At 46.0% G+C, this 24,950-nt stretch carries 23 protein-coding genes, 7 tRNA genes, 1 pseudogene and 1 riboswitch; of the genes and pseudogenes, 24 read left to right on the forward strand and 7 right to left on the reverse strand.

Features of this window, described 5'->3' with window-relative positions:
* Together BLP57_RS18065 and BLP57_RS11600 are read right to left on the reverse strand one after the other, a co-directional pair.
* Positions 1-250 (reverse strand): annotated as a pseudogene (locus BLP57_RS18065) (IS5/IS1182 family transposase); the annotation flags it as partial.
* A 174-nt stretch (positions 251-424) separates the two neighbouring features.
* Positions 425-991 carry a flavodoxin family protein gene (locus BLP57_RS11600; RefSeq protein ID WP_059086184.1) on the reverse strand — a complete coding sequence of 189 codons (567 nt, stop codon included), beginning with the start codon at positions 989-991 and terminating at the stop codon, positions 425-427.
* A 290-nt stretch (positions 992-1,281) separates the two neighbouring features.
* Between BLP57_RS11600 and BLP57_RS11605 the strand changes: the two genes are divergently transcribed.
* The 11 genes from BLP57_RS11605 to BLP57_RS11655 all read left to right on the forward strand — a co-directional run bounded on the left by BLP57_RS11605 (position 1,282) and on the right by BLP57_RS11655 (position 6,055).
* Positions 1,282-1,353, forward strand: a tRNA-Glu gene (locus BLP57_RS11605).
* Between the two features lie 54 nt (positions 1,354-1,407).
* Positions 1,408-1,480: transfer RNA gene (locus tag BLP57_RS11610), tRNA-Thr, on the forward strand.
* Positions 1,481-1,484: 4 nt separating this feature from the next.
* Positions 1,485-1,558, forward strand: a tRNA-Ile gene (locus BLP57_RS11615).
* Between the two features lie 24 nt (positions 1,559-1,582).
* A tRNA-Asp gene (locus tag BLP57_RS11620) sits at positions 1,583-1,656 on the forward strand.
* 9 nt (positions 1,657-1,665) lie between these two features.
* Positions 1,666-1,738, forward strand: a tRNA-Val gene (locus BLP57_RS11625).
* Positions 1,739-1,762: 24 nt separating this feature from the next.
* Positions 1,763-1,846: transfer RNA gene (locus BLP57_RS11630), tRNA-Leu, on the forward strand.
* Positions 1,847-2,061: 215 nt separating this feature from the next.
* A complete protein-coding gene (locus BLP57_RS11635) occupies positions 2,062-2,814 on the forward strand; it encodes a tRNA threonylcarbamoyladenosine dehydratase (protein WP_059086183.1) in 753 nt (250 codons plus the stop codon).
* Between the two features lie 158 nt (positions 2,815-2,972).
* Positions 2,973-4,016, forward strand: a complete 1,044-nt coding sequence (gene hydE, locus BLP57_RS11640; protein ID WP_092071903.1) for a [FeFe] hydrogenase H-cluster radical SAM maturase HydE — start codon at positions 2,973-2,975, stop codon at positions 4,014-4,016.
* A 146-nt stretch (positions 4,017-4,162) separates the two neighbouring features.
* Entirely contained in the window at positions 4,163-4,747 is a 585-nt protein-coding gene (locus BLP57_RS11645; protein ID WP_092071906.1) for a TetR/AcrR family transcriptional regulator, read from the forward strand.
* Positions 4,748-4,824: 77 nt separating this feature from the next.
* On the forward strand, positions 4,825-5,235 hold the full coding sequence (locus BLP57_RS11650; RefSeq protein WP_021650250.1) for a metal-dependent transcriptional regulator: 411 nt from the start codon (positions 4,825-4,827) through the stop codon (positions 5,233-5,235).
* Between the two features lie 88 nt (positions 5,236-5,323).
* Positions 5,324-6,055, forward strand: coding sequence for a histidine phosphatase family protein (locus tag BLP57_RS11655; protein WP_021650251.1), 732 nt, complete (start codon positions 5,324-5,326; stop codon positions 6,053-6,055).
* A gap of 384 nt (positions 6,056-6,439) precedes the next feature.
* Here the strand turns inward: BLP57_RS11655 and BLP57_RS11660 are convergent, their stop codons facing one another.
* Positions 6,440-8,152 (reverse strand): ABC-ATPase domain-containing protein, encoded by a 1,713-nt coding sequence (locus BLP57_RS11660; RefSeq protein WP_092071909.1) that lies wholly within the window; start codon positions 8,150-8,152, stop codon positions 6,440-6,442.
* A 261-nt stretch (positions 8,153-8,413) separates the two neighbouring features.
* On the opposite strand from BLP57_RS11660, the gene BLP57_RS11665 reads away from it, so the two are divergent.
* The 9 genes from BLP57_RS11665 to BLP57_RS11705 all read left to right on the forward strand — a co-directional run bounded on the left by BLP57_RS11665 (position 8,414) and on the right by BLP57_RS11705 (position 17,281).
* The gene (locus BLP57_RS11665; protein ID WP_022427054.1) at positions 8,414-9,808 is read left to right on the forward strand and encodes an aminopeptidase; all 1,395 of its coding nucleotides are present in this window, start codon (positions 8,414-8,416) and stop codon (positions 9,806-9,808) included.
* A 270-nt stretch (positions 9,809-10,078) separates the two neighbouring features.
* Entirely contained in the window at positions 10,079-10,786 is a 708-nt protein-coding gene (locus BLP57_RS11670) for an ABC transporter ATP-binding protein (protein WP_021650257.1), read from the forward strand.
* 2 nt (positions 10,787-10,788) lie between these two features.
* The gene (locus BLP57_RS11675) at positions 10,789-12,576 is read left to right on the forward strand and encodes an efflux RND transporter periplasmic adaptor subunit (RefSeq protein ID WP_092071912.1); all 1,788 of its coding nucleotides are present in this window, start codon (positions 10,789-10,791) and stop codon (positions 12,574-12,576) included.
* Positions 12,569-13,801 (forward strand): ABC transporter permease, encoded by a 1,233-nt coding sequence (locus BLP57_RS11680; protein ID WP_015527479.1) that lies wholly within the window; start codon positions 12,569-12,571, stop codon positions 13,799-13,801. The genes BLP57_RS11675 and BLP57_RS11680 overlap by 8 nt, the downstream gene beginning before the upstream one ends.
* A 158-nt stretch (positions 13,802-13,959) precedes the next feature.
* Positions 13,960-14,033: transfer RNA gene (locus BLP57_RS11685), tRNA-Arg, on the forward strand.
* A 228-nt stretch (positions 14,034-14,261) separates the two neighbouring features.
* Entirely contained in the window at positions 14,262-14,492 is a 231-nt protein-coding gene (locus BLP57_RS11690) for a hypothetical protein (protein ID WP_015527478.1), read from the forward strand.
* A 21-nt stretch (positions 14,493-14,513) separates the two neighbouring features.
* Positions 14,514-15,116, forward strand: coding sequence for a class I SAM-dependent methyltransferase (locus BLP57_RS11695; RefSeq protein WP_092071915.1), 603 nt, complete (start codon positions 14,514-14,516; stop codon positions 15,114-15,116).
* Positions 15,117-15,123: 7 nt separating this feature from the next.
* The gene (locus BLP57_RS11700) at positions 15,124-15,933 is read left to right on the forward strand and encodes a Cof-type HAD-IIB family hydrolase (RefSeq protein WP_092071918.1); all 810 of its coding nucleotides are present in this window, start codon (positions 15,124-15,126) and stop codon (positions 15,931-15,933) included.
* A 340-nt stretch (positions 15,934-16,273) separates the two neighbouring features.
* Positions 16,274-17,281 carry a calcium/sodium antiporter gene (locus tag BLP57_RS11705; RefSeq protein ID WP_092071921.1) on the forward strand — a complete coding sequence of 336 codons (1,008 nt, stop codon included), beginning with the start codon at positions 16,274-16,276 and terminating at the stop codon, positions 17,279-17,281.
* A 128-nt stretch (positions 17,282-17,409) separates the two neighbouring features.
* On the opposite strand, the gene BLP57_RS11710 is transcribed toward BLP57_RS11705, so the two are convergent.
* Positions 17,410-17,883 (reverse strand): transporter, encoded by a 474-nt coding sequence (locus BLP57_RS11710; RefSeq protein WP_092071924.1) that lies wholly within the window; start codon positions 17,881-17,883, stop codon positions 17,410-17,412.
* A 6-nt stretch (positions 17,884-17,889) separates the two neighbouring features.
* Positions 17,890-18,981: an acyltransferase family protein gene (locus BLP57_RS11715; RefSeq protein ID WP_092071927.1), complete on the reverse strand. Its 1,092-nt coding sequence runs from the start codon at positions 18,979-18,981 to the stop codon at positions 17,890-17,892.
* Between the two features lie 130 nt (positions 18,982-19,111).
* Between BLP57_RS11715 and BLP57_RS11720 the strand changes: the two genes are divergently transcribed.
* The gene (locus BLP57_RS11720) at positions 19,112-19,351 is read left to right on the forward strand and encodes an RHS repeat domain-containing protein (protein ID WP_092071930.1); all 240 of its coding nucleotides are present in this window, start codon (positions 19,112-19,114) and stop codon (positions 19,349-19,351) included.
* A gap of 426 nt (positions 19,352-19,777) precedes the next feature.
* Here BLP57_RS11720 and BLP57_RS11730 read toward each other — a convergent pair whose 3' ends face one another.
* On the reverse strand, positions 19,778-21,007 hold the full coding sequence (locus BLP57_RS11730; protein WP_175442981.1) for a chloride channel protein: 1,230 nt from the start codon (positions 21,005-21,007) through the stop codon (positions 19,778-19,780).
* Between the two features lie 61 nt (positions 21,008-21,068).
* A riboswitch (Fluoride riboswitch) is annotated at positions 21,069-21,141 on the reverse strand.
* A gap of 179 nt (positions 21,142-21,320) precedes the next feature.
* On the opposite strand from BLP57_RS11730, the gene BLP57_RS11735 reads away from it, so the two are divergent.
* Positions 21,321-21,884 (forward strand): prolyl-tRNA synthetase associated domain-containing protein, encoded by a 564-nt coding sequence (locus BLP57_RS11735; RefSeq protein WP_021651853.1) that lies wholly within the window; start codon positions 21,321-21,323, stop codon positions 21,882-21,884.
* A gap of 4 nt (positions 21,885-21,888) precedes the next feature.
* On the opposite strand, the gene BLP57_RS11740 is transcribed toward BLP57_RS11735, so the two are convergent.
* Positions 21,889-22,830: a glycosyltransferase family 2 protein gene (locus BLP57_RS11740; RefSeq protein ID WP_022426936.1), complete on the reverse strand. Its 942-nt coding sequence runs from the start codon at positions 22,828-22,830 to the stop codon at positions 21,889-21,891.
* A 208-nt stretch (positions 22,831-23,038) separates the two neighbouring features.
* Between BLP57_RS11740 and BLP57_RS11745 the strand changes: the two genes are divergently transcribed.
* Both BLP57_RS11745 and BLP57_RS11750 read left to right on the forward strand, forming a co-directional pair.
* Entirely contained in the window at positions 23,039-24,013 is a 975-nt protein-coding gene (locus tag BLP57_RS11745; RefSeq protein WP_022426937.1) for a bile acid:sodium symporter family protein, read from the forward strand.
* Entirely contained in the window at positions 23,997-24,848 is an 852-nt protein-coding gene (locus BLP57_RS11750; protein ID WP_092071936.1) for an AraC family transcriptional regulator, read from the forward strand. The genes BLP57_RS11745 and BLP57_RS11750 overlap by 17 nt, the downstream gene beginning before the upstream one ends.
* The last annotated feature ends 102 nt before the right edge of the window (positions 24,849-24,950 follow it).

Here is a 24,950-nt window from a genome sequence, read left to right on the forward strand (position 1 = left end):
GGCTTGAATAGATCCGATTCATTGCTGCATAGATAACAAGTTTCAGAATCTGACGCGGTGTTGCCTGATTTTTTCTGATCCTGCCGTAAGTTTTATACAGTTCAGAAAGGTCCATTTCCTCCACAAAGGCACTTACCAGACGAACCGGATCATCAGATGGAATAGAAATCTCTAAATCTAGCGGAAGTTTGATTTGATAATACAGAGAAAATGAGGTATAATCTCTCTGTATTATTTTGTTTAGTAGCATAAACTAATTATACCACAAGCGCCGGGCTTTTCGAAGTCCGGCGTTTTGTGTTGAATATAAAATGAGCTGCCGCACGTTAGTGCGACAGCCCCTTATTTTTGTAACTACAAATAGAAATATTGACTGTTAGAGATAATCAATAAATTTATAAAGCTATGACAGAGAAATTCTGGCTTATCGAATGAAATTAGTCATGATCTTCTGCTCTGTCTCCGGAGCGTCGATACCGGCCTTTTTACCGGCTTCAATACATTTTAACAGCCATGCCATGTTATTGCCTAATGTGCGCATGATCTGGAGGCCTTCAGCGTCCTTTCTGACGTCATCCGGGGTATTGCCGTGAACCATTGTCCAGTAGTTTCCGGACACGACAGGCATCTGATGATAGGTAAAGTATTTGATCAGAACATCCAGAGTAGCAGTAGTACCGGCACGTCTTGCGGAAGCAACAGCTGCGGCAGGCTTGTGGATCATATCCTTTCCGGCCTTGGAAGCGAATTTATCCATGAATTCGATGATCTGTCCGGAAGGAGAAGCCCAGTAAACCGGAGAACCAACAATAAGGGCGTCAGCCTCTTTCATAATGGCAGCTGCGGCAGCAACGTTTTCCTGAGAAGGATCCCCGGCCTGGAAGATTTCTGCCTCCACACCGTTCTTCTTTAAGGTTTCTGCGATCTCTGTAAGAGCTGTATAAGTGCAGCCTTCTTTGCGAGGACTGCCGTTGAGTAATAAAACTTTCATTATTGTCATCCTTTCATATGATTTTTAAGTCACCATACTTTCAATTATATACAGAGAAAAAATAATGTCAATGTTTGAAAAAAACAGAAAAAATTTTTCCGGGTAGGGTTTGAAAAAGAAAATACAAACCCTTGGAAAGCCCATTTTATAAGGCTTTTCGGCCTGTTTTCCGGCTTTGTAAAAAAAATTGAAATTTTTCAAAAAAAAGCTTGCAATTATAAAAAAGGTATGGTATTATTTAACTCGTCGCTGAGGGAAATACAAAACAGCGAAACATAAAAACGAAATATGGCTCCATGGTCAAGCGGTTAAGACACCGCCCTTTCACGGCGGTAACAGGGGTTCAAATCCCCTTGGAGTCACTTAAAACTAAACTGGATATTCATTGACTCGATTCAACATTTGGTGTTTAATACGCCGATGTGGCTCAATTGGCAGAGCAGCTGATTTGTAATCAGCAGGTTATCGGTTCGAGTCCGATCATCGGCTTTTTGGACCTTTAGCTCAGTTGGTTAGAGCAACCGGCTCATAACCGGTCGGTCCTGGGTTCGAGTCCCCGAAGGTCCATTTTAAAAGTTTTATATTCTGTATGGCCCAGTGGCTCAGTTGGTTAGAGCGCCGCCCTGTCACGGCGGAGGTCGAGAGTTCGAGTCTCTTCTGGGTCGTTCATATTTGGGGTCTTAGCTCAGCTGGGAGAGCATCTGCCTTACAAGCAGAGGGTCATAGGTTCGAGCCCTATAGGCCCCATTTTTGAACAAATTAATTGAATATGCGGGTATGGTGGAATAGGCAGACACAAGAGACTTAAAATCTCTCGGGGGCAACTCCGTGCCGGTTCAAGTCCGGCTACCCGCAGTATCAGTAAGATTCCTTTTTAGGGATCTTTTTTTGTATCATAAAATTTATTGATGAAAACGGGAAAATATTCCTAGCTTATTGGTAGGGATATTGACAAGGCTATTTTCCCATGATAGAATCCTGACAGTTGTAAAACAAATCGGACAGATATAAAAAATATATCCGTTGTCAGTATAAATATACATGGAAAGAATATAAGGAGAAGTCAGAAAATGCTGAATCAGTTTTCAAGAACAGAATTATTAATCGGAAAAGAAGGAATGGAAAAGCTGAAAAATTCCAGAGTCGCAGTATTCGGAATTGGCGGTGTTGGCGGATATACGGTGGAAGCACTGGTCAGAAGTGGCGTAGGTACCCTGGATCTCATTGATGATGATAAAGTATGCCTCACCAATATCAATCGCCAGATTTACGCAACAAGAAAGACCGTAGGGAAATATAAAGTTGACGTGGCCAGAGAACGTATTCTTGAAATTAATCCGGATGCAGTTGTAAATATCCACAAAACATTTTATGTGCCGGAGACAGCAGATTCCTTTGATTTTTCCCAGTATGATTATGTAGTCGATGCGATCGACACTGTAACTGGAAAGCTGATGCTCGTAGAGCAGGCAAAGGCTTCAGGAACACCGATCATCAGCTCTATGGGGGCCGGAAATAAGATGGATCCAACAGGTTTTATAGTGACAGATATTTATAAAACGTCTGTCTGCCCCCTTGCAAAGGTCATGCGCCGTGAACTGAAAAAACGGGGAATCAAAAAACTGAAGGTGGTTTACTCACAGGAGAAGCCAATGACTCCAATTGATGATATGGCGATCAGCTGCAAGTCTCATTGCATCTGTCCTCCGGGAACAGAAAGAAAATGTACTCAGAGACGTCAGGTACCGGGAAGTAATGCCTTTGTGCCTTCCGTAGTGGGACTGATCATTGCCGGTGAGGTTGTAAAGGATCTTATTAAATAAAAATTGGATCATTCTGTGTTACTAAGAAGGGAATGAACAGTAACCATTCTGTAAGAACAGATATTGCATGTATACTTATATTGTGCAATATCTGTTTTTTTGTGATAAAATATTTTTTACAGATAGTTTTGTAAATAAAAGAGAAGGACAGATAAAGTATGGGGATCGTTGAAAAATTTATAAAAGAAGGACAGCTGACAAAGGAAGAATATCCGGAACTTCTGCACTTATACCAGGATCCGGATGCGGTTCGTCTGCTTCGGGAAGAGGCTGTCCGTATACAGAAAAAATATTTTGGAAATAAAATATATACAAGAGGTTTGATAGAATTTACCAATTACTGCAGAAATGACTGCTATTACTGCGGGATCCGCCGTTCTAACAGGAATGCCAGCCGTTACCGCCTTACAAAGGAAGAAATCCTGCAGTGCTGCGAGAATGGATATGAGCTGGGATTTCGGACATTTGTGCTCCAGGGAGGGGAAGACCCATGGTTTAATGATGATCGGATGGTTGACATTATCCGGTCCATCAAACAGGGATATCCGGACTGTGCGATCACGCTGTCCATTGGGGAGAAATCAAAAGAAAGCTATCAGAGATTTAAAGATGCTGGAGCAGACCGCTATTTACTCCGTCATGAGACGGCCAGTGAGGAACATTATCGTTATCTTCATCCGGAGAGTTTAAGTCTTGCAAACCGTAAACAGTGTCTTTATACCCTGAAGGAGCTGGGATATCAGATAGGTGCCGGATTTATGGTAGGTGCGCCGGGACAGACGCTGGAGTATCTGGCGGAAGACCTTGTTTTTCTTAAAGACCTGAATCCGCATATGGTGGGGATCGGACCATTTGTCCCGCACCATGATACGAAATTTGCAGAGGAACCGGCAGGAAGTGTGGATCTGACACTGTTTCTGCTGTCTGTCATCCGGATCCTGCTTCCACAGGTACTTCTTCCGGCAACCACAGCACTGGGGACCCTGGACCCCAGAGGCAGGGAAAAGGGTTTTCAGGCGGGTGCAAATGTAGTAATGCCCAATCTTTCTCCGGTGAAGAACCGTAAACAGTATGAGCTTTATGATAACAAGATCTGTACAGGCGAGGAAGCAGCAGAGTGCAGAGGGTGCCTTACCAGACGTGTGGAGTCTGTAGGCTATGAAATCGTTACAGACCGTGGAGATTCCCCGATGACAGATTGACACGGGGTACAAAATACTTTCTTTTTTCAGCGATTTAAGGTAAAATATCAGTAAGATCAGATTGCTAAAAAATTAACAGCTGGTCAGAAATAAGCGGAATTTTCCTGCAAAGCGGAATGCAGGAAAAATGATGGAGTGCGTAAAATATGGAAAAATCAGAAAATGCTGTGCGGAGCAGACTTCTGGAAGCGGGGAAGGAAGAATTCAGAGACAGGGGATTTCTGAAGGCTTCTCTTCGTGCGATCTGCAAAAAAGCAGAGGTGACTACGGGAGCGCTATATTTCTTTTTTGAAAGTAAAGCAGCTCTTTTTGAAGAAATCGTGGAAGAGACGGTAGAGGATCTGAAGCGGATCATGGGAGACTTTACGAATCAGGAAAAACAACTGCATCCGGAAGAATATGACAGGATACTTATGGAATTTATCTGGGAAAACAGGGACATCGCAAAAATCCTCATAGATGGAGCTGAAGGTACCAGATATGAGAATTTCCGTGAGGATGCCTGTACGAAAATGGAGCAGATCCTTAATGAACGTTTTCAAAAGGAATGTGGACAAGAAGTTGATCACGAGCTGGTACATATCCTGGTACAGATGAAATTTCAGGGATATTGTGAACTGCTCCGGGGAAACTGCTCCAGGGAAAAACTCCTGGAAATTTCCAGAATTCTGCAGATATGTTCCAGCCAGTGCCTTCTGGCAATTGAGGCAGAACTAAACAGAAAGCATTAAAAACCATTGCTCATTCTCCTAAAGTATGTTATGATTAACTTGGTTAGTTTTAACAAACCGAGGGAGGTGTAAATAACGTGAGATCAAATGAATCATCTGAAGATTATTTGGAAACGATCCTGATCCTTGGAAACAGGAGTTCTCTTGTAAGAGCTGTGGATATCGCGGCAGAGATGGGCTTTAAGAAACCGAGTGTCAGTGTTGCCATGAAGAATCTTCGCCAGAAAAATCTCATCACAGTAGCCGACAACGGAGATATCCGTCTGACAGAGGACGGACATAAGATTGCCGATAAGGTATATGAACGTCATCAGCTGATCTCTTCCTGGCTGATGATACTGGGAGTCCAGGAAAAAACAGCGATTCATGATGCCTGCAGGATCGAGCACATAATCAGTGAGGAGAGCTTTCAGGCATTGAAAAAGGCAGTTTATGAGCTGAGGGAGCAGCAGGCTGTGCTCCATGGAGAAACCGCGGATCAGGTTTGATCCCTGCAGCAGAAGCTATCAGGAATTGACAACTGAAAAAATAAGAATATAATGGAAATCCAGGTTATGAAATGGAGGATACCAAAAGATGAAATTACTTTTTATACGACATGGAGACCCGGATTACACAATAGATTCCCTGACCGAAAAGGGCTGGAAGGAAGCGGAATTTCTTTCTGAAAAGATCGCAGCTCTTGATGTCAGGGATTTTTATGTTTCTCCGCTTGGAAGAGCAAAGGATACCGCATCCTGCACACTGAAGAAAAACGGAAGAACAGCTACAGAATGCAAGTGGCTGAGAGAATTCGACGTAAAGATCAGAAGACCGGATCTTCATGGGGAAAAGATCATTCCCTGGGACTGGCTTCCCCAGGACTGGACGAAGATCGAAAATTTCTACAGCTTTGACCGTTGGTGGGATAATGACATCCTGCGAGAGGGAAAAATGAAAGAAGAGTATGACTGGGTCACACAGAATTTTGATAAAGTTCTGGCAGAGCATGGCTATGTTCGGGAAGGACATTATTACAGAGCAGAAAAAGCCAATGAAGATACGCTTGTGTTTTTCTGCCATTTCGGTGTAAGCTGTGTACTCATCAGCTATCTTCTCAGTATCTCTCCGCTGGTGATGCTGCAGAATTTCTGTGCGGCGCCGTCATCGGTGAGTACCATTGTTACAGAGGAGAGGCGAAAAGGGATCGCGTCCTTCCGTATGAGCTCTTTTGGAGACATTTCTCATCTGTATGCGCATCAGGAGCCGCCGGCTTTTGCTGCCAGATTCTGTGAGACATATGATAACAAAGAGCAGAGACACGACTAAAAAGCGAAAGAAACGGCTGTAATATTTCGGGTTTTTCCGGAAGACCATGGTAAATAATGATCAGCAGGATTATTTTGGAAAATGATTAGACTTCGTTAATAAATTTTATAAATTTATTAGAAATTGTACAAATTTCTCTCACATTTATCCTGTATGATATAAACATCTTAAGAGAACAGAAGCTCTTAAGAAAAACTCTTTCTTTTCCCTAAAATATGTATGAAGATAAACCACCGTTCCATTGGCAAGACAGAGCCGACAGGACGGTGGTTTTGCATTGCAGAAAAAAACTGCCGAATGACAGAGGAGATAAAGATTTCCAATGTTTATCGGCAGCATTTTTTTGTTGTCTGAGATTTATTGGATATACAGCTTCAGGCACAGCTACGGCCTGCGATAGCGGTTAAAGCAGGAATATATTTCCTGGATCCTGGGCATGGCATAACCGCATGGAATATAAGAGCCTTCCGAGAAGAAGGACAATCCCTGCCTTTTCAGCTGAGTATCCAGATAAGTGATGATCTCCGGCAGAGTACGTTTTCCGTCAATAAGATGTTCGCAGGCATATTTCAGAAGCAACGCCAGGGATGCAGTTTGCTCGGAGTCGATCAGCTGCTCCACATAGCGGAGATCCACTTCGGTTTTTCCAAGAGAAAAGCCATCTTTGCCGTGAACCTTGGTTTTCAGTCTTTCCGGCTGTCCGGGACGGCTGTGGCGGGATGGAGCCACTTTGGCCCTGGTCATGATGCGATGGCTTTCTGGAAGGCGAAATGCAGGGGCCTCAATGTCTGAGAGAGGATATTCCTGACAGAGCTTTTTGGTGACTGCTGTGATGTCCACCGGATGATAATTATCCATCTGGATCACAGTATCCGCAATATGGAAAAAAGCTCCGGAGCTTCCGGCAACCAGGATAGTGGAGATCCCTGCCTTTTCATAGAGATCCCGGGCACGTTCCAGAAATGGAGTGATGGGCTCCTTTTCCCGGCAGATCACCCGCTGCATGAAGGAATCACGGACCATAAAGTTGGTGGCAGAGGTATCCTCGTCAAGGAGAAAGACTTTACTTCCTGCCTCCATACTTTCCACGATACCGGCAGCCTGTGAAGTGCTGCCGCTGGCATCCTCTGTAGAAAAGCAGAGGGTGTCTTTTTTATTTGGAAGATCGTTGATAAAAAGAGAAATGTCCACATCTTTGATAAAACGGCCGTCCTCAGAGCGAAGCTTCTGAGCAGAAGGATCAGTAATGACATACTCCCGGCCATCGCCGGAAATGTGATCGTAAATTCCCAGCTCCAGTGCGTTAAGTAAGGTGGATTTGCCATGGTAGCCGCCACCTACGATCAAGGTGATGCCGCAGGGAATGCCCATGCCTGTGATGGTTCCTCTGTGGGGCAGCTCCATGGAAACCCTCAGGCTTTCCGGAGAAATAAAAGGAACAGAGTTTTTCATCGGGCGTGAAGAGATGCCGCTTTCCCTGGGGAGGATAGCGCCGTCATTGACAAAGGCAGCCAGAGAACGTTTTTTCAGCTCCTGACGGATAAATGCCTGATCTTCGGCAAGGCAGATGGCTTTTCTCAGCGCTTCCTGGTCAAGATTCCGGTAAAAAAATGCCTTGTGAATACAGGCCGGAAGAAAATCGAAGAGGATTTTTTCCAGTTCGGGAGAGTTGATGGTTCTGCCATTGGCCGGGAAACCGATGAAAAAACGGGCAGTGATGCCTTTTTCCGTTATTTCACAGGCGGTACGTGCAAGAACCTCCTGACCACAGTGGCTTACTGAGATCAGGCCGCTTTTTCCGGAGCCTTTTGCACGGAAGGTATAACGGTTTACCTGCTGTTCAAACTGGCGGTTCAGAAAGTCTCCCAGTGTGATGCGGGTCAGGGAATCCTTATAATATTCTGCCGGAAATCCGGTGTCTCGGTGGGAAAGCTTCACACTGATGTGAGAGGGAGAGGCAAAAGGATCCCCCTGCACGTGGTCAATGGACAAAATATAACGGTCAAACTGGTATGCACCCCGCAGAGACTTGTATGCAGGATAGCTTTTGCGGTTGATGCTGTGAAGAAGCTCTTTTAGCTGAGCAGATGCTTGCATGTTGTTTCCTCCTTTGCCCTGTTGGAGCATACAGGTAAAGTCTACGGTGAAACAGAAAGCTTTCCGTGTGTGAGATACCTGAAAATTTTGGATACAGGGCCAATTCTTAAGAACTACTATAACGAATCATAAAGATTTTGTAAAGAATGGGAATTGCGGTGGAAATTCGTAAATGTTTGACCTATAATAGTAGACAGATTGCAGATAATATGATGAGAAACGGCAGCTGCCGGAAGCTATAAAGAAAGGTGGACCACTAAAATGGAAAGAAGAAATGCGTGGCTTTCTTATAAGGAAGCAGAAGAGACAGAAATGGAGAAGCTTGCGAAGGCTTACAGAGAATTTTTGGATAAAGGAAAAACGGAACGGGAATGTGTTGCAGAAATCGTGAAGGAAGCAGAGGCTGCCGGATATGAATCTCTTGAGTCGAAGCTTGAAAAAGGCGAGAAGATCAAGGCCGGTGACAAGGTTTATGCGGTAGGGATGAAGAAGATCGTTGCTCTGTTTCATGTAGGAACGGAAGAGCTTTCCGGAGGTATGAGCATTCTCTGTGCACATATCGATTCTCCGCGACTGGATGTCAAGCAGAATCCTCTGTACGAGGATACGGATCTGGCTTATCTGGATACCCATTATTATGGTGGTGTAAAGAAATACCAGTGGGTGACACTGCCTCTTGCCATGCATGGTGTTGTTGCAAAGAAGGACGGAAGCATTGTGGAGATCAGCATTGGTGAGGATGCGGAAGATCCGGTACTTTACATCACAGATCTTCTGATCCATCTTTCCGGAAAACAGCTCCAGAAAAAGGCTGCAGAGGTTATTGAGGGTGAGATGCTGGATATCCTGATCGGCAGCAGACCTCTTGCAGAGCTTCCGGATGATTCCAAAAAGGATGCGGTAAAACAGAATGTGCTGAAAATTTTAAATGAGAAGTATGGTATTGAGGAAGAGGACTTTCTTTCAGCAGAGCTGGAGATCGTTCCGGCAGGAAAGGCAAGAGACTGTGGACTTGACCGCAGCATGATCGCAGCATATGGACAGGATGATCGTGTATGCGCTTACACATCCCTTGCGGCAATGCTGGAGATGGAGGAGACACCGAAGCGTACCGGCTGCTGTCTCCTTGTAGATAAGGAAGAGATCGGAAGCGTTGGTGCCACAGGCATGCAGTCCAGATTTTTTGAGAACAGCGTGGCAGAGCTTCTGGACGGAATGGGCTGCTATTCCGAGCTTGCATTAAGAAGAGCTCTCCGTAATTCCAGCATGCTTTCTTCCGATGTAAGTGCCGGCTATGATCCGGCCTATGGTGAGGCTTTTGAGAAAAAGAATGCAGCATATCTTGGACGCGGTATCGTTCTTAATAAGTTCACCGGGGCAAGAGGAAAATCCGGTTCCAACGATGCCAATGCAGAGTACGTTGCAAGAGTTCGCAGGATTTTTGATGATCACAATGTTGCTTTCCAGACAGCAGAGCTTGGAAAGGTTGATTTTGGCGGAGGCGGAACCATCGCTTATATTGCGGCACTTTACGGAATGGAGGTTATCGACAGTGGCGTAGCAGTGCTGAGTATGCATGCTCCGTGGGAGGTTACCAGCAAGGCGGATGTATATGAGGCATACAAGGCATATAAGGCGTTTTTACTTGATGCATAAACAGATGTATAAATGTGTGTCAGTTCTGAAGACATTCAGGTAATCTTTTCGTTACAGATCAATGAGCGGGGGTTTCCCGGAAATGACAGAGCAGTCTGCCTGCTGCTGTTTTGGCTTGGAGCGTTCTGACGAGAAACAGCAGTATCCCCTGCAGACTTCGCTCTGTATTTTTAACCTGATCAGGGAAGCTCTCTGTTTCAATGGCGAAAAGCAATAAGCAGAGGAGGGGCTTGCCTGGGACTGATTTACTTTACAAGGAGTAATTTTATTATGGAAGATGCATTGGTACGGGTAGTAGATCTGTGCAAGGTTTACAATCCCGGAGAAAATGAGGTGCGGGCGCTGGATCATGTGAATCTGGAGATCCATAAGGGTGAATTTGTGGCTATTATCGGACAGTCCGGTTCCGGAAAATCCACCTTTATGAACATGCTGGGCTGTCTGGATGTCCCCACCTCCGGGAAATATTATCTGAATGGAACAGATGTATCCACAATGAAGGATAATGATCTCTCGGTGGTACGAAATAAGGAGATTGGTTTTATCTTTCAGGGCTTTAATCTGATCGCAAATCTTACGGCGCTGGAAAACGTGGAGCTTCCTCTGATCTATCGTGGGATCGACCGGAAAACAAGAAGAAAGCTTGCTGTGGAATCTCTTAAAAAAGTCGGACTTGAGAAACGTATGGATCATAAGCCAAACGAAATGTCAGGGGGACAGCAGCAGCGTGTGGCTATTGCCAGAGCTATCGCAGCCAGGCCGCCGGTGATCCTGGCAGATGAACCAACGGGAAATCTGGACTCTGCATCCAGCAGGGAAATTATGGAAATCCTGAAGGGAATGCACAGATCAGGAGAAACCTTGATCCTGATCACTCATGATAATGGGATCGCGGCTCAGGCCAGACGTGTGGTCCGGATCATGGATGGAAAAATTGAATCAGATACGATCAATGAGGAATTTGTCGAGGAGGCTTAAGAATGAAAAAAGGGAAAAAGATTGTGATCGGTGTGGCAGCAGTGGCTGTTGTGGCAGGCGGTATTTATGCGGCATCAGGTGCAGGCCGCGGGGGATCACAGATTCCGCAGGTTGCTGTTACCAAAGCGGAGACAAGAGATGTGGAGGAGATCGTAGATGCAACCGGAACCGTTGTCAGTGATGAGCAGAAGACCTTTTATTCTCCTGTGAACGCACAGATCAAAAGCGTATCCTTCGCAGAAGGCGATACGGTTTCAAAGGGAACGAAGCTGATAGAGTTTGAAGTGAAGGATCTGGAGAGGGATAATCAGAAAGCAGAGCTGAATGTACAGTCCGGACAGTATGATTATAAAAATTCCATCAATAAATCCAATGAGGCCCAGAAGAAGCAGGACAGTGCAAAAGCAAAGGTTTCCAGTCTGGAACAGCAGGTAAGGGAGCAGCAGAATTATCTGGCTTCCCTGAGATCACAGCTGGCGTCTGTACAGGCTCAGGCTGCGGCAGATGCGCAGGCACAGGCCCAGGCGGAGACCCAGGCAAAGGCAGAGGCCCAGGCTGCCAGGGATGCAGAGACTCAGAGAGCGTATTCAGAAGCGCTGACTACATATCAGAATGAGACACTTCCGCAGTACCAGCAGGAGCTGGGACAGCTGAATTCCGATTATGTAACGGCACAGAATGCTTATAATCAGGCAGATACCAGTTATAAGATGGCTTTTGCACAGTGGCAGGCAGACCAGAGCGATGAGAATGCCCAGGCGCTGGATGAAGCGGAAGCAGCAAGAAGTCAGGCAGAGATCACCTGCCAGGAAGCAAAGGAAGCTTATGAGGATAAGAAGGTCAGCCAGCCAAAAATGCCGGAGTATTCCGATTACAGCAGTAGTGCAGCCGGTGATTTTGTTACCGATGGAGCTTCAGAGGAAACACCGGGGCTGACAGATCATGCATCTGCGGATGCTTCTTCTGCAGGAAGTACAGTGGATACTTCTGCCATTGAGAATGCGATCGAACAGGCAACCTCTGATCTGGCGGATCTGCAGTCGGACCTTGCTTCCCAGAAATCCATTGCAGAGGCGGATTCTGCCAGCCTTACAGAAGAAGAGAAAGAAAAAATGCGTGTCAGCAACAATCTTACTGAGCTGGATGCAAAATCTGCGAAAGAGCTGGTAGAAGAAGGAAAGAAAGGCATTTCGGCGGATTTTAACGGCGTCATTTCCAAATCAGCAGTCCAGCAGGGCGCAGCGGCAACACAGGGAATGGAGCTTTTTACCCTGCAGAATACAGATAAGGTCAGCGTTGATATCAATGTGTCCAAGTATGACTACGATAAGGTAAAGGAAGGCCAGAATGCGGACATTACCATCGGCGACAGGAAATATACCGGCAAGGTGACTAAGATCAGTCACATTGCGACAACTAACGAAAAGGGCTCCACACTGATCTCTGCCACAGTGAGCATCGACAAGCCGGACAAGGATATTTTTCTGGGAGTAGATGCGAAGGTAAAGATCTATGCAGAAAAGGCAGAGAATGTGGTAACGCTTCCGGCAGGCGTGGTAAATATCGGCAAGGATGGTTCTTTCTGTTATGTGCTGAAGGATGGTGTGATCACGAAGCAGGATATCACAACAGGAATCAGTTCCGAGGATTCTGTTGAGATCACAGATGGCATTAAAGCCGGAGATAAGGTCATCGAGGATCTGGGCTCCCTGGAAGAGGGAATGAAGGCAGAGGCAGCAGCGGCAGACAGTGACAGTGCAGCAGAGACAGGGGAGACTGCTAATGAGTAATATTTATGAATATATCAAAATGGCGATCCATAATATCATGGCCAATAAGGGAAGATCCTTTCTCACCATGTTAGGGATCATCATCGGTATCGCATCTGTGATCGCCATTGTGTCCATCGGTGAGGGTACGAAGAATCAGATGAACAGCGAGATCAATGATATCGGCGGCGGCCAGATCGCTGTTTACTGCAGTGATGATGCCATAGCAGACCAGGTCTGGATCGAGCCGGAAGATATTGATGCAGTCCGGGAGCTGGATGGCGTGGAAGGTGTTAATGTTTCAGATTCCTATACAGGCGAGACCGTAACCGGAAAGGGTGATTTTAATCTTACAGTGACCGGGGAGGCCCAGGATGCCAAGCTGGTGGACAATGCTTCTGTGAAGTACGGAAGCTATTTCGGGCAGAAGGAGATCGAAGAGGGAAAAAACGTCTGCGTGATCTCCGATGCCGATGCGAAGAGGCTTTTCGGAACGGATGATGTAGTGGGAATGACACTGGACATTACCTGCTATGATCTGACCAAGACATTCCGCATCTGCGGAGTCACCACACAGAAAGAGAACGGAACCTTTGTCAGCTATACTTACGATGGAATGCCGGTGACCATAAATGTGCCTTATACGGCCATGGACGACTTTACCGGAAGCAGCGGAGAATTTTATCAGATCATAGTTCAGGCGGATAAGAGTCTGGATTCCCAGGCGGTCGCAGATAAGATCATAAATCTTCTTGAGAGACGTCACCAGTGTGCCGGAGATGAATATTTCCAGGTACAGAGCTTCCAGGATGTTATGAAATCCATGAATCAGATGCTTGGTATGGTGACTGCGTTTATCTCTTTTGTTGCGGGCATTTCCCTTCTGGTAGGTGGTATCGGTGTTATGAACATCATGCTGGTATCCGTCACAGAGCGTACCAGGGAGATCGGTATCCGGAAATCCCTTGGAGCGAAAACCTCGTCTATTATGTTACAGTTTCTTGCGGAGGCGGCGATCCTGACGATCATAGGCGGGCTGATCGGTATTGTGCTGGGGATTGCAGGCGGCTATGTGATCTGTGCGGTGATCAGCAGCAGTATGGGAATGACCATCACACCTGGGATCAGTGCGGGAACCATCCTGGCGGCTACGCTGTTCTCCTGTGCAGTAGGTGTGTTCTTCGGAATCTATCCGGCGAAAAAGGCAGCGAAACTGAGCCCGATCGAGGCACTTAGACGGAATTAAAAAACTGTTGCTTTTGCATCAAAAATAGCAATAAAAAATATTTTTAAAAAAAATCAAAAAAAGTTTCAAAAAACCCTTGACATTTTATTGGTCTTAGAGTATCATACATATTGTTGCAGCGGTGATACGAAATATCACAAAGGAAAAGCAACAAAGATGTGCGTTTAGCTCAGCTGGATAGAGCGTTTGGCTACGGACCAAAAGGTCGGGGGTTCGAATCCTCTAACGCACGTATAAAGCCTCTGGAATTGTTCCGGAGGCTTTTGTTTTGTGTTTCGGAAACAAGCGAAAAATTGTATTGACACTGGTAGTGGGCCAGAGTAGAATAAAAAAACAGAAAAGAAAAATTTTTGTAAAGCTGTTTGTTTGATACAAGCAGCTTTTTTCAAAAGAAAAAGTGAACAATAACAAAAATACAGAATACCTGAAACACAGGTGAACCTATCAGGAGGAAAAAACAATGCCAGGATATCTGATCAAAGATACAACAAAAGAGGAACGTAAACAGATCGTGGAGGAATCTCTTGGAAATATTTCCGCGAACTGTGATGGCTGTATGGCGAGACTTGCGGATATGTATCAGGATTATATTGACGGAAAGAAAGAGATCCGTGAGATCAATATGGAGTTCAATGCCAGGTATGTCCATGGAGATATGGATAAAGAGGAAAAACGAAGCTGCCCGATGTAGCGAACGGAGATTAACAGAAGCATGGATCAAAATGAAGTAAAATATGATAAGCTGCTGAAGATCAAAACCACCGGTCGTGACGATTCCAGATCGGATCAGTACTGTTATCCATACGAGCCAACGCCGTACGGGGTGCTGGAACGGCTGGCTTATTGTGGATATCTGGGGAAAAAGAATCATCTGATCGACTACGGATGTGGAAAAGGCAGAGTGGATTTTTTTCTGGCGTGGCAGGTCAGATGCCGGACTACAGGCGTGGAGTACGATGAACGTATGACAAAAGCCGCAGAAGAAAACAGGCAGCGGGCTGTTTCCGGGACAAAAACATCATTTATACTGGAGAATGCGGCCCTTTTTCAGGTGCCGGAGTCCGCAGACAGATTTTATTTTTTCAATCCCTTTTCTGTGGAAATACTGAGAAGCGTCATCGGCCGCATCCGGGAATCCTGGTACGAAAAAACAAGAGAAATGCTACTGTTTTTCTATTATCCATCTGACGAATATATTTCATATCTGATGACCGTAGAGGAACTGGAATTCCTGGACGAGATCGACTGCCAGGATCTTTTTGAAGGGAAAAATCAGAGAGAGAGGATATTGGTATTTCAGATGGGAGAGGAGTAAAAACAACATGATAAAACTGATCGCAACAGACGTAGACGGAACTCTTGTAAAAGACGGGACCATGACTATCAATCCGGAATATATGACAGTGATCCGGAAGCTGACTGAGCTGGGAATTACCTTTGTGGTGTGTTCCGGGCGGCAGTATGACAGTGAGAGGAAGCTGTTTGAGCCGGTGAAGGATCTGGTGTATTTTGTGTCAGATGGCGGTACGGTGATCCGGAAGAATGATAAGATCCTGAAGGTACATACACTTCCGGATGAGGTTTGGAAACGCATGCATCATATGGTGAAAGAAAAAATGCTGGAATGTGACTGTTTTATTGCCACACCGGAGTGCTGCTATGCGGAGAATGAGAATGGAAGGATGTTCCGGTGGCTGCGGGATTCCTATGGTTATGATATGAGAAAAGTGGATGATCTTTCTTCTCTTCAGGGAAAACAGGTGCTGAAATTCTCTGTTTATCACCCGGAACGGTGCGAGGAGCTTTGTGCACCGTATTTTACACCGGCATGGAGGGATAAGGTAACGTTGGCGGCTGCCGGAAAAGAATGGATGGACAGTACACCGCCGGAGGGCGAAAAAAGTACAGCTGTCGAATTTATCCAGCAACAGTTAGGAATTTCTCAGGAGGAAACCTGTACATTCGGAGATAACCTCAACGATATTGCCATGCTCCAGAAAGCGGGAATGAGCTATGCAGTAGCCAATGCCAGAGAGGAAGTGCAGACAGCAGCAAGGGAAGTATGTCCGTCATACAGTGAAGATGGAGTCTTACAGATCCTGAAAGGGATTGTTTCTGAAAGCGGAAAATAATAAAGATACATAAAATATGTGCTTTCGATAAAGAAAAGTCACCGGCCAGGGGTTGACTTTTAAAAACAATTCTGTTAAATTGAAAAAAATTGAAAATTTTAATTCCATGAGGGAGTAGTTCGCACGTAAGTGTGATTTGTCAACAGACCCGGTTTTTTCTGAAAAACCTGGCAAATCTTAAAGAATGAGACTCATGTATGCTTTGTTATATTTTATTGCAGCAGGGCATACATGGGTCTTTTTTATGTAACAAAAGAATGCCGGAAAGAATTTTTTCAGCAAGGCGGGCGACAATGAATCTCCGGGTTATGGGAAATAAAAAAAGAAAGTGAGAAGAAAAATGGAAAATCTGGTAAACAGTTCACCGCTGATCTTTGTGTTAGTTTTTCTTGTGATCGGCTTTGTGTTCCTGATGAAGGGTGCGGATTTCTTTGTAGAAGGAAGCTCCAGTATCGCAAAAAGGCTGAAGGTGCCGCCGATCATCATCGGCCTTACTATTGTGGCAATGGGAACATCATTGCCGGAAACTGCAGTCAGCGTTACAGCGTCACTGGTCAATAACAATGAGCTTGCGGTCAGCAATGTGGTAGGTTCCAATATTTTTAATCTGATGGTAGTTGTGGGAGTCTGTTCCATCCTGACGCCGATCCTGGTACAGAAGGAAACCATCCGGAGGGATATTCCGTTTTCCATGATCTGTGCGCTCCTTCTTCTGGGGCTGGGGATCCTGGCAGCAGGAGATACGATCGGAATGAGACTTGGTCATCTGGATGGAATGATCCTGCTGGGATTTTTTGCAGGCTATATTGTGGTAATGATCCAAAGTGCCATGAAGGCCAGGGCAGCAGGAAAAAATGTGGACATGGAAGGAATGGAAGAGCTGGAAGAAGAAATCGGCATCCTTTCCTGGCCGAAGAGCATCCTCTTTATTGTGGGAGGCGCACTTGCCATTGCCTTTGGCGGAGATCTTACGGTGGATGCTGCCAGCCGCATTGCCATTGATCTTGGAATGAGCCAGACACTGGTGGGACTGACCATTGTTTCTATCGGAACTTCCCTTCCGGAGCTGGTGACTTCCGTGGTTGCAGCCAGAAAGAACGAAGTGGATATGGCTGTGGGAAATGCGGTAGGCTCCAATATTTTTAATATCCTGATGGTTCTCGGAGTTGCATCTGCCATCAATCCGGTGGCACTGATCCGGGAAAATATTATTGATATTGTCATACTTATCGTGTTCTCGCTGATCGTGTGGATTTATGCGGCCACAAAGCAGAGGATCAGCCGGAAAGAGGGAATTTCCATGGTGTGTATGTACCTGATCTATGCGGGGTATATTATCTGGAGATAGCCGCTGTGGCATGCAACTGGTCCGACGTGGACAATAGTATCGTATAGGGTTTATATCAATGCAATTTATAAGAAAAGCTCCAACCGTATCAATATCGGGATACAGTTGGAGCTTTTCTGCAATTATGCTCATTTGCACTCAGAAGAGAAAGCTTTTTTTGAGGATTCTTCTGAAGCGTTCTTTTGATGCGGGGTCATATCATCGCTGTCCGTCATCAGATATTTCCGGACGGCAAAGAGAATGGCGATACCGATGATCCCGATCAGTGTCTGTACAGGATCGAGATGTTCCACGACCATCTGCCTTGCTGTTGCAAAAAGCAGGACTTCGACAACAGTCTGGGCGGAATGGCGGCAGAGCATTTTTACAAACTCCACACCGACTACAAGAGACAGTGCCTGTGACAGGAAACTGGTAAAAAAGCTGGTGTCCATATCCATGATGGAGGTACCGGCAGTTGTAAGGATCAGACGCAGTCCGGACAGTGCGATCACGATAATGATCACGATGGATAACGCGATCTCTGTGTAACGGGCTGTGTTGTAGATTAGTTCATTAAAATGCTTGCGGATATTGTGGTTAACGGCGGTTCTGTCTTTCATGGGAAGTTATCCTTTCTTTTTCGCAGAAGCGGGATGATCGATAAAACGGGTTGCAAAATAGCCGAATACGCAGGTGATGACAACCATACATGGCAAAAACAGCCAGAAGCGCTGCTGGCTCATGGTGTTGAACCATGGAGCATTGGCCTGCAGGATCATAATGATGGGCATATGCCACAGATAGATCCCGTACTGGTTCCGTGCCACGAAATACAGTGGACGTAGAAATCTGAAATCCATTTCCGGCAGGAGGGAGAATCCCACAAGTAGTATACTGAGCAGGACCGCCAGGATGGAATGGGCCGGATAACCGGAGGGAGCAGTGCCATAAAGCCCGTGACTGTGATAATAAAAGATCCATACCAGGATCAGTGTGGCGCTTGCAATAGAAACCGGAAGTCCAAGCTTCAGCCGGTAATCCTGCATACGATCTCCGGTCTGTTTCCAGAAAGCGGCAGCAGCCATTCCCAGCACAAAATTATCCAGCGCAGAGAATACCTGACGCTCGTATACAAAATATACAGAGTTATCTGAAATCCCGGAATTGTGGAGATAACGGACAACTGCGAACCGGCAGATAACAGTGAAAACAATGGACACAATGGCAGAGACGAGCCAGTTTTTCCGGACTGCCTTATAAAGGAACGGGGCGATCAGATAAAACTGAAAGATCACGCCCATCGTCCACAGCGCACCATTGATGGAACCATGAGTCACCGGGGAAAAGTTCTCCGTGAACGTATAGTACGCAAGGATGTGACGAAGTCCCTCATTGCTGAACATCTGCGTGGACATAAAGATCAGAAGGACCGTGATACATACATAATACTGGGGCATAATGCGGATGCAGCGCTTTTTCATAAAGGCCCGCCAGCCGGGGAGACAGCATCGCGCCTCCGAAGAAGAAAGGGAAAGATAAATCCCATATCCGCTTAACAGGAAAAACAGTGTAACTCCTACCTCACCTCCAAGAGTCAGAAGTGTGTGGATGGCTGTATGCGACTGCCATGGCTGCCCGGACAGAACGTAGCAGTGATACAGCATAATGTAGAGGATCGCCCCCGCACGGAGCAGATCGATATTTTTGATACGCTTCATAAATAAATCCTTTCCTGAAAAAAATAAGTCTGCCCCATGACTGAAACGGGCAGACAGAGATAGGTTTAGTATAGCATGAACGTGGGAGATTGGAAAGCTGTCGGAGGGAACCGTAACGAAAAATTTACTATTGCAGAATGATGTCATTGCACTGATTGACGACGCCGGAGAGACTGTAGTAGAATACAAGTATAACAGCTGGGGAAAAATCATGAGCATCACCGGCAGCAAAGCCGGCACTATTGGAAAAATCAACCCGTTCCGCTACAGAGGCTACTACTACGATGAAGAAACCGGAATGTACTATCTGAAGAACCGGTATTATGATCCGGAGATTTATCAGTGCGGATTCGTATATTTCCGGATTTAACAGCACTATTCTGCTATTGTGGAAATAATCCGTTTTCCGAAGCAGAAGGAAGCGAAAACGTTTACTATGGATATCTGAAAAAATACCCAGAGGACTACTGGGTTTCTGCAAATGGACAGAAGATGGTTCCAATCGGGTTTTTAAAGGATTGGGTCAGAGCTATGAAAAAAAATTCTTCTGGATGGAAAATAATAAGTAGTCATTAAAATAATAGATATCATAAAACATAAAACAAAAGATTATTGGATTTCTATAAATGGGGAGAAGATATCGCTTAATTAAAAGAATATATATTAGAAAAGAAAGAGGCAATTATACAGAAAAATGATCGACATGTTGAGCAAGTCAATTTATTTGTGCGTATCAAATATTTTTTATTCGGCCACAACCGAGTCAGTCATGACCGAATAAAAAATATGTACATATCTACTCCTCAAACCTGCAAAGTGCCTTCTGCTGTGCTCCATAAATGGAGTGATTTCCATTGACCAGATAAGCGAGGATGCATACCAGGATAAGGGGGATGGTGTTTCGGGTGCCGAAGACTTCCAGGCCGATGAGGATCGGGGCGATGAGGGTGTTGGTGGCGCTGCCGAATACTGCGGCGTATCCAAGTGCCCCACAGATCATCGGAGGAACCCTGAGGATGGAACCTAGGACGACTCCAAGGGAAGCGCCGATGGAGAACAGAGGTGTCACTTCGCCGCCCTGAAAACCGATGGCAAGTGTAAATACAGTAAACAGAAGCTTCAGAATCCAGTCATATCCATAGATCGTATCTCCGGCAAAGGAAGCGGAGATGAGATTGGTTCCAAGACCTGTGTAGCGTCCGCCATGGATCACAAACAGCAGAGCTGCCAGTGGAATGGCCATGACACCGATGCGGATCAGCGGAGTTGAGATTTTTTCCCCGAATAATTTCTTGGCTTTCTGAAGAAGTACGGAAAAGCATCGTCCTGCGAGACCAAAGGCAAGTCCGAGAGCAATGAGAGAGATCATGCTTCGGAGATCGGTCACAGTCCAAGTGTCTTGGATATCCACAGCAAATTTTTCCAGTCCCAGGAAATGAGAGGTGAAGGAGGCTGTATATGCGGCGATAAGTGCCGGCAGCAGCGCATCGTACTCAAGATATCCGGCAACGATCACCTCCATGGCAAAAAATACAGCGGCTAATGGCGTCTGGAACAGACCGCCAAAACCGGCAGCCATACCGGTGATCAGCATGACGGGCTTGCGTTCCCGGATATGCAGCCTGCGTCCGGCCTCGTGGGAGAGTGTAGCACCGATCTGCACGGCAACACCTTCACGGCCGGCACTTCCTCCGAAGAGATGAGTGATCCAGGTGCCGATCATTACCAGAGGGACAAGAACCAGAGGAATCTGGTCTCTTTTTTTCTGCCCGGTTTCGAAGATCAGGGACATGCCATTTAAGCTTAAGGTGCTGAAATGATGATACATCCACACAATAAGAAGTCCGGACAGAGGCAGGAAAGGCAGCAGATATTGCCAGTATGCGGTGCGAAGATCAGAGATCGCCAGCAGGCCCCGGCCGAAGATAGTATCTACGATCCCGACGCAGATTCCCACGACCACTGCAAGGACAGCGTATTTCAGCTGCAGGATCCGATGTTCTTTTTGGATAGTTTCTTTTGTCATAGTAACTCCTTTCAATCTCCCCGTTTTGAAAAATCCATCAAAAAAAGCTGATAACCCCGTGCATTGCACAGAAGTCATCAGCTCATTGGCGGTTTCGATAAAGATCGGGGGAGAACTTCATTCCCTTTCTGCCTGAGAGTATAGCATCCGAGGCTGATATCGTCAATAGTCAGACGGAAATCCGGAGTATCTTATTTGTTACAGGTGTGCTATGATTAAACAAATCGGCAGGTTACGGGTGAAGCAGTAAAGCGTAATGTGCTGCGACTAAGACCTGGACATATGAGAATGTAAAAATAACGGAGGAGACATCATGGAAGAACCAAGAATTGACAAAACAGTCTATACAGGAAGACCGGAGAACACCGAGGGCCGTCTGGAGAAGGAAATCGCAGTGTACGATTTTCTGGATAGTCTTGGGATTGAATATAAAAGAGCAGATCATGAAGCACTGATGACCATGGAGGCCTGCGAGGCAGTGGATCAGCTTCTGGGAGCGCAGATATGCAAAAATCTTTTTCTCTGCAACCGACAGAAAACGGATTTCTATTTGCTGCTGATGCCGGGAGAGAAGCCATTTAAAACAAAATTTCTGTCCAAACAGATCGGAACAGCCAGACTTTCCTTTGCAGACGGAGAGCAGATGGAGGAATATCTGAACATTACCCCGGGGTCCTTAAGTCTGATGGGACTGATCTTTGATAAAGAAAAGAAGGTACACCTGGTGATCGATAAAGAAGTCCTGGATGAAGAATATTTCGGATGCCATCCGTGTATCAATACTTCCACTCTGTTGATGAAGACCAGTGATGTAAAAGAAAAAATCCTGCCGGCGCTGGGCCACGAATATCAGGTGGTCGAGCTGCCGACAGAATAGAAAATCAACGTATGGGTGTAAAGTCCTTTTTGTTGGACTCTGCTATGATGTAATGGGGGCGCTGCTTGACCTCCATATAGGTTTTGGCTATGTATTGTCCCATGATACCCAGGCAGAAAAGCTGCAGGCCGCCGATGAAGATGATGACACAGATAGTGGAAGCCCAGCCTGGGACCGGATCATCGAAGATCAGCTTTCGGACGATGATGGCTACCAGGACCAGAAAGGAAAAACCGGTCATGGTCGTTCCGAACCAGGAGGCGATGGTCAGCGGTACCTGAGAAAAATTGATGATGCCGCTGACGGCGTATTTAAACAGCTTCCAGAAGTTCCATTTGGTCTCACCGGCTACGCGTTCGATATTTTTGTAGGGGAGCCAGCAGGTGCGGAAACCGATCCAGCCGAAGATTCCCTTGGAGAAGCGGTTGTACTCACTCATGGAGACGATGGCATCCACCATACTGCGCTTCATCAGACGGAAGTCTCTGGCGCCGTCCACAATATCTGCATCCGAGATCTTATTGATCAGCTGATAAAATTTCCGGGCAAAAAAGCTCCGGATAGGTGGCTCTCCGTCACGGCTGACACGTCTGGTGGCAACGCTGTCATATTCTCCGGATTCCAGCTTCTCCAGCATTTCCGGGAGAAGGGACGGCGGATCTTGAAGATCAGCGTCCATTACTGCTACATAATCGCCGCCGGCATTGCAGAAGCCTGCATACATGGCAGCTTCCTTTCCGAAGTTTCTGGAAAAAGAAAGATAGATCACATGAGGATCCTTTTCGGAAAGCTCTCTTAAAATCTCAAGGGTTCTGTCTCTGGAACCGTCATTCACAAAGATCAGCTCATAATCACAGTTCATTTGCCTGAGGACAGAAGTGGCTTCCGGGTAAAAAAGCGGAAGGGATTCTTCCTCATTGAAGCATGGTATAATTAAAGAAATCATTTTTTGCCTCGTTTTCCAGATCATAAAAAATGATCATTTTGGCGGTTATCTGTAGTCCGCCCTGGTTTCAGGTTGCTTTTGGATGGATACTATCATATCATATTTGTCCGGAATCGGCTATAAAACAGGGGATTTTTTTCTTGCACCGCTGTTTTTTTGTGATAAACTGTAAAAAAAGACAGAAAAAAAGACAAACAAGAGGTGTGATATGCTGGAAAAATTTAACAGCTTTATAGAGAAATGGATGGCTTTTGTGACGCCGGCCTGTCTGCTTACAGGGGTGCTGTTTCCGGATATTGCGAAGCATGGCGTGCCCTATGTGACGTATGCTTTTGCATTTATGACCTTTATCGGTGCGTTGAAATCCAGGTTCCGTGATGTTGCAGATGTGTTTAAGCGGCCGCTTCCGCTGATCCTGATGCTGCTGATCCTTCATGTGCTGGGACCGGTGGCCGCCTGCGGTCTGGGACATCTTCTGTTCCCGGGCAATATGAATTATATCACAGGAATGGTGCTGGAATTTTCCGTACCTGCAGCGGTGATCAGTCTGATGTGGGTATCCATTTATAATGGAAACAGTCCGCTGTCACTTTCACTGGTTGTGATCGATACGATCCTGGCTCCCTTTCTGATCCCGGCAGTATTGAAGCTCCTGGTGGGCTCCAGCGTAAAAATGGATACTGTGGGAATGATGAAGGAGCTGGTTTTCATGATCGCTCTGCCGGCAGTCCTTGCCATGTGCCTTAATGAAGTCAGCCATGGAAAGGTTATGGAGATCTGGCCGAAAAAGCTGGCACCTTTTTCAAAAATGTGCCTGATCTTTGTGGTAACCTCCAATTCCTCCAAGGTTTCTCCTTATATGAAGCATCTTAATGGAGAACGGCTGGAGGTAGCAGCAGCGATCCTGGTCCTGGCAGCAGGGGGATATGCCATTGGCTGGATCATTGCCATTCTTACAAGACAGAATAAAGAGGCAACGGTTTCCATGATCTATGGTTCCGGAATGCGGAACATCAGCGCCGGTGCGGTGATCGCGGGAGCGTATTTTCCGGCGGAAACATTATTTCCGGTTATGATCGGAACGTTATTTCAGCAGATCCTGGCGGCTTTTTACGGAAGTATGATGCGCCGGGTCCAGACCGGACAGCAGGAAAGGGAGAAGGAGCATGGAGTTTCAGCATGAATTGATCATTCCCAATGAGGGATTTCCTTTTAAGCTTTTTCTTTTTGAAGGAAGAAACGGAAATTATGTAAGGGAAAAACACTGGCATACTTCGATCGAGATCTTTGCGGTGATGGAGGGGAGCCTTTATTTCTATATCGATGAGAAAGAGTATCCTCTGAAGGCAGGGGAGTTTCTGATCATTAATTCCAATGAAGTACATTCTATTCAGGCGCCAGTACGTAATGAGACCATCGTACTGCAGATCCCGCTGAAGCAGTTTTCGGATTATTTTACCGCTCAGAGATTTATCCGTTTTCAGAGCAGAAACGAAGAGTCTGAGGAAACAGACAGGCGGATGGTTTCTCTGATCCGGGAGATGTACCGGGTGTACGTATCCGGGGAAACGGGGTACGAATTCCGTATCAGGGCAGTGTTCTATGAAGTCCTTTATCTTATGGTTTCCGCATACAGGGAAACAGAGGTGGAGGAGAATGCGCTGAAGATCAGCCGCAGATTGGATGCTTTGTCAAAAATAACCACTTATATGCGGGAGCATTACAAGGAGGATCTCAGGCTTTCCGGACTTGCAGCCATGTTCGGATATTCCGATGCATATCTGTCAAGGATGTTCCGAAAATATGCGAAGGTCAATTTTAAGACGTATTTACAGGATATCCGCATGGCATACGCCTATAAGGAGCTTTTGCATACAGATCATACCATCAGCTCTATCGCACTTGACAACGGGTTTGCAAGCAGCAGGGCTTTTTCCAGGGAATTTGTAAAGCGTTACGGGATCCTGCCGGGAAGAGTGGAGCGTCAGAATCATAAAAATGTCAAAAAAGTGCTATGAATGAGTCAAGAAAAGCGGCGAAAAGCATACCATGATGTGGTATGCTTTTTTCAGTTCAAAACGAAGATACAGAGAAGCTGTGAAACAGTAATTTTGTAAGGA

The organism is Blautia sp. SF-50 (assembly GCF_900101315.1).
GTDB lineage: Bacteria > Bacillota > Clostridia > Lachnospirales > Lachnospiraceae > Blautia_A > Blautia_A fusiformis.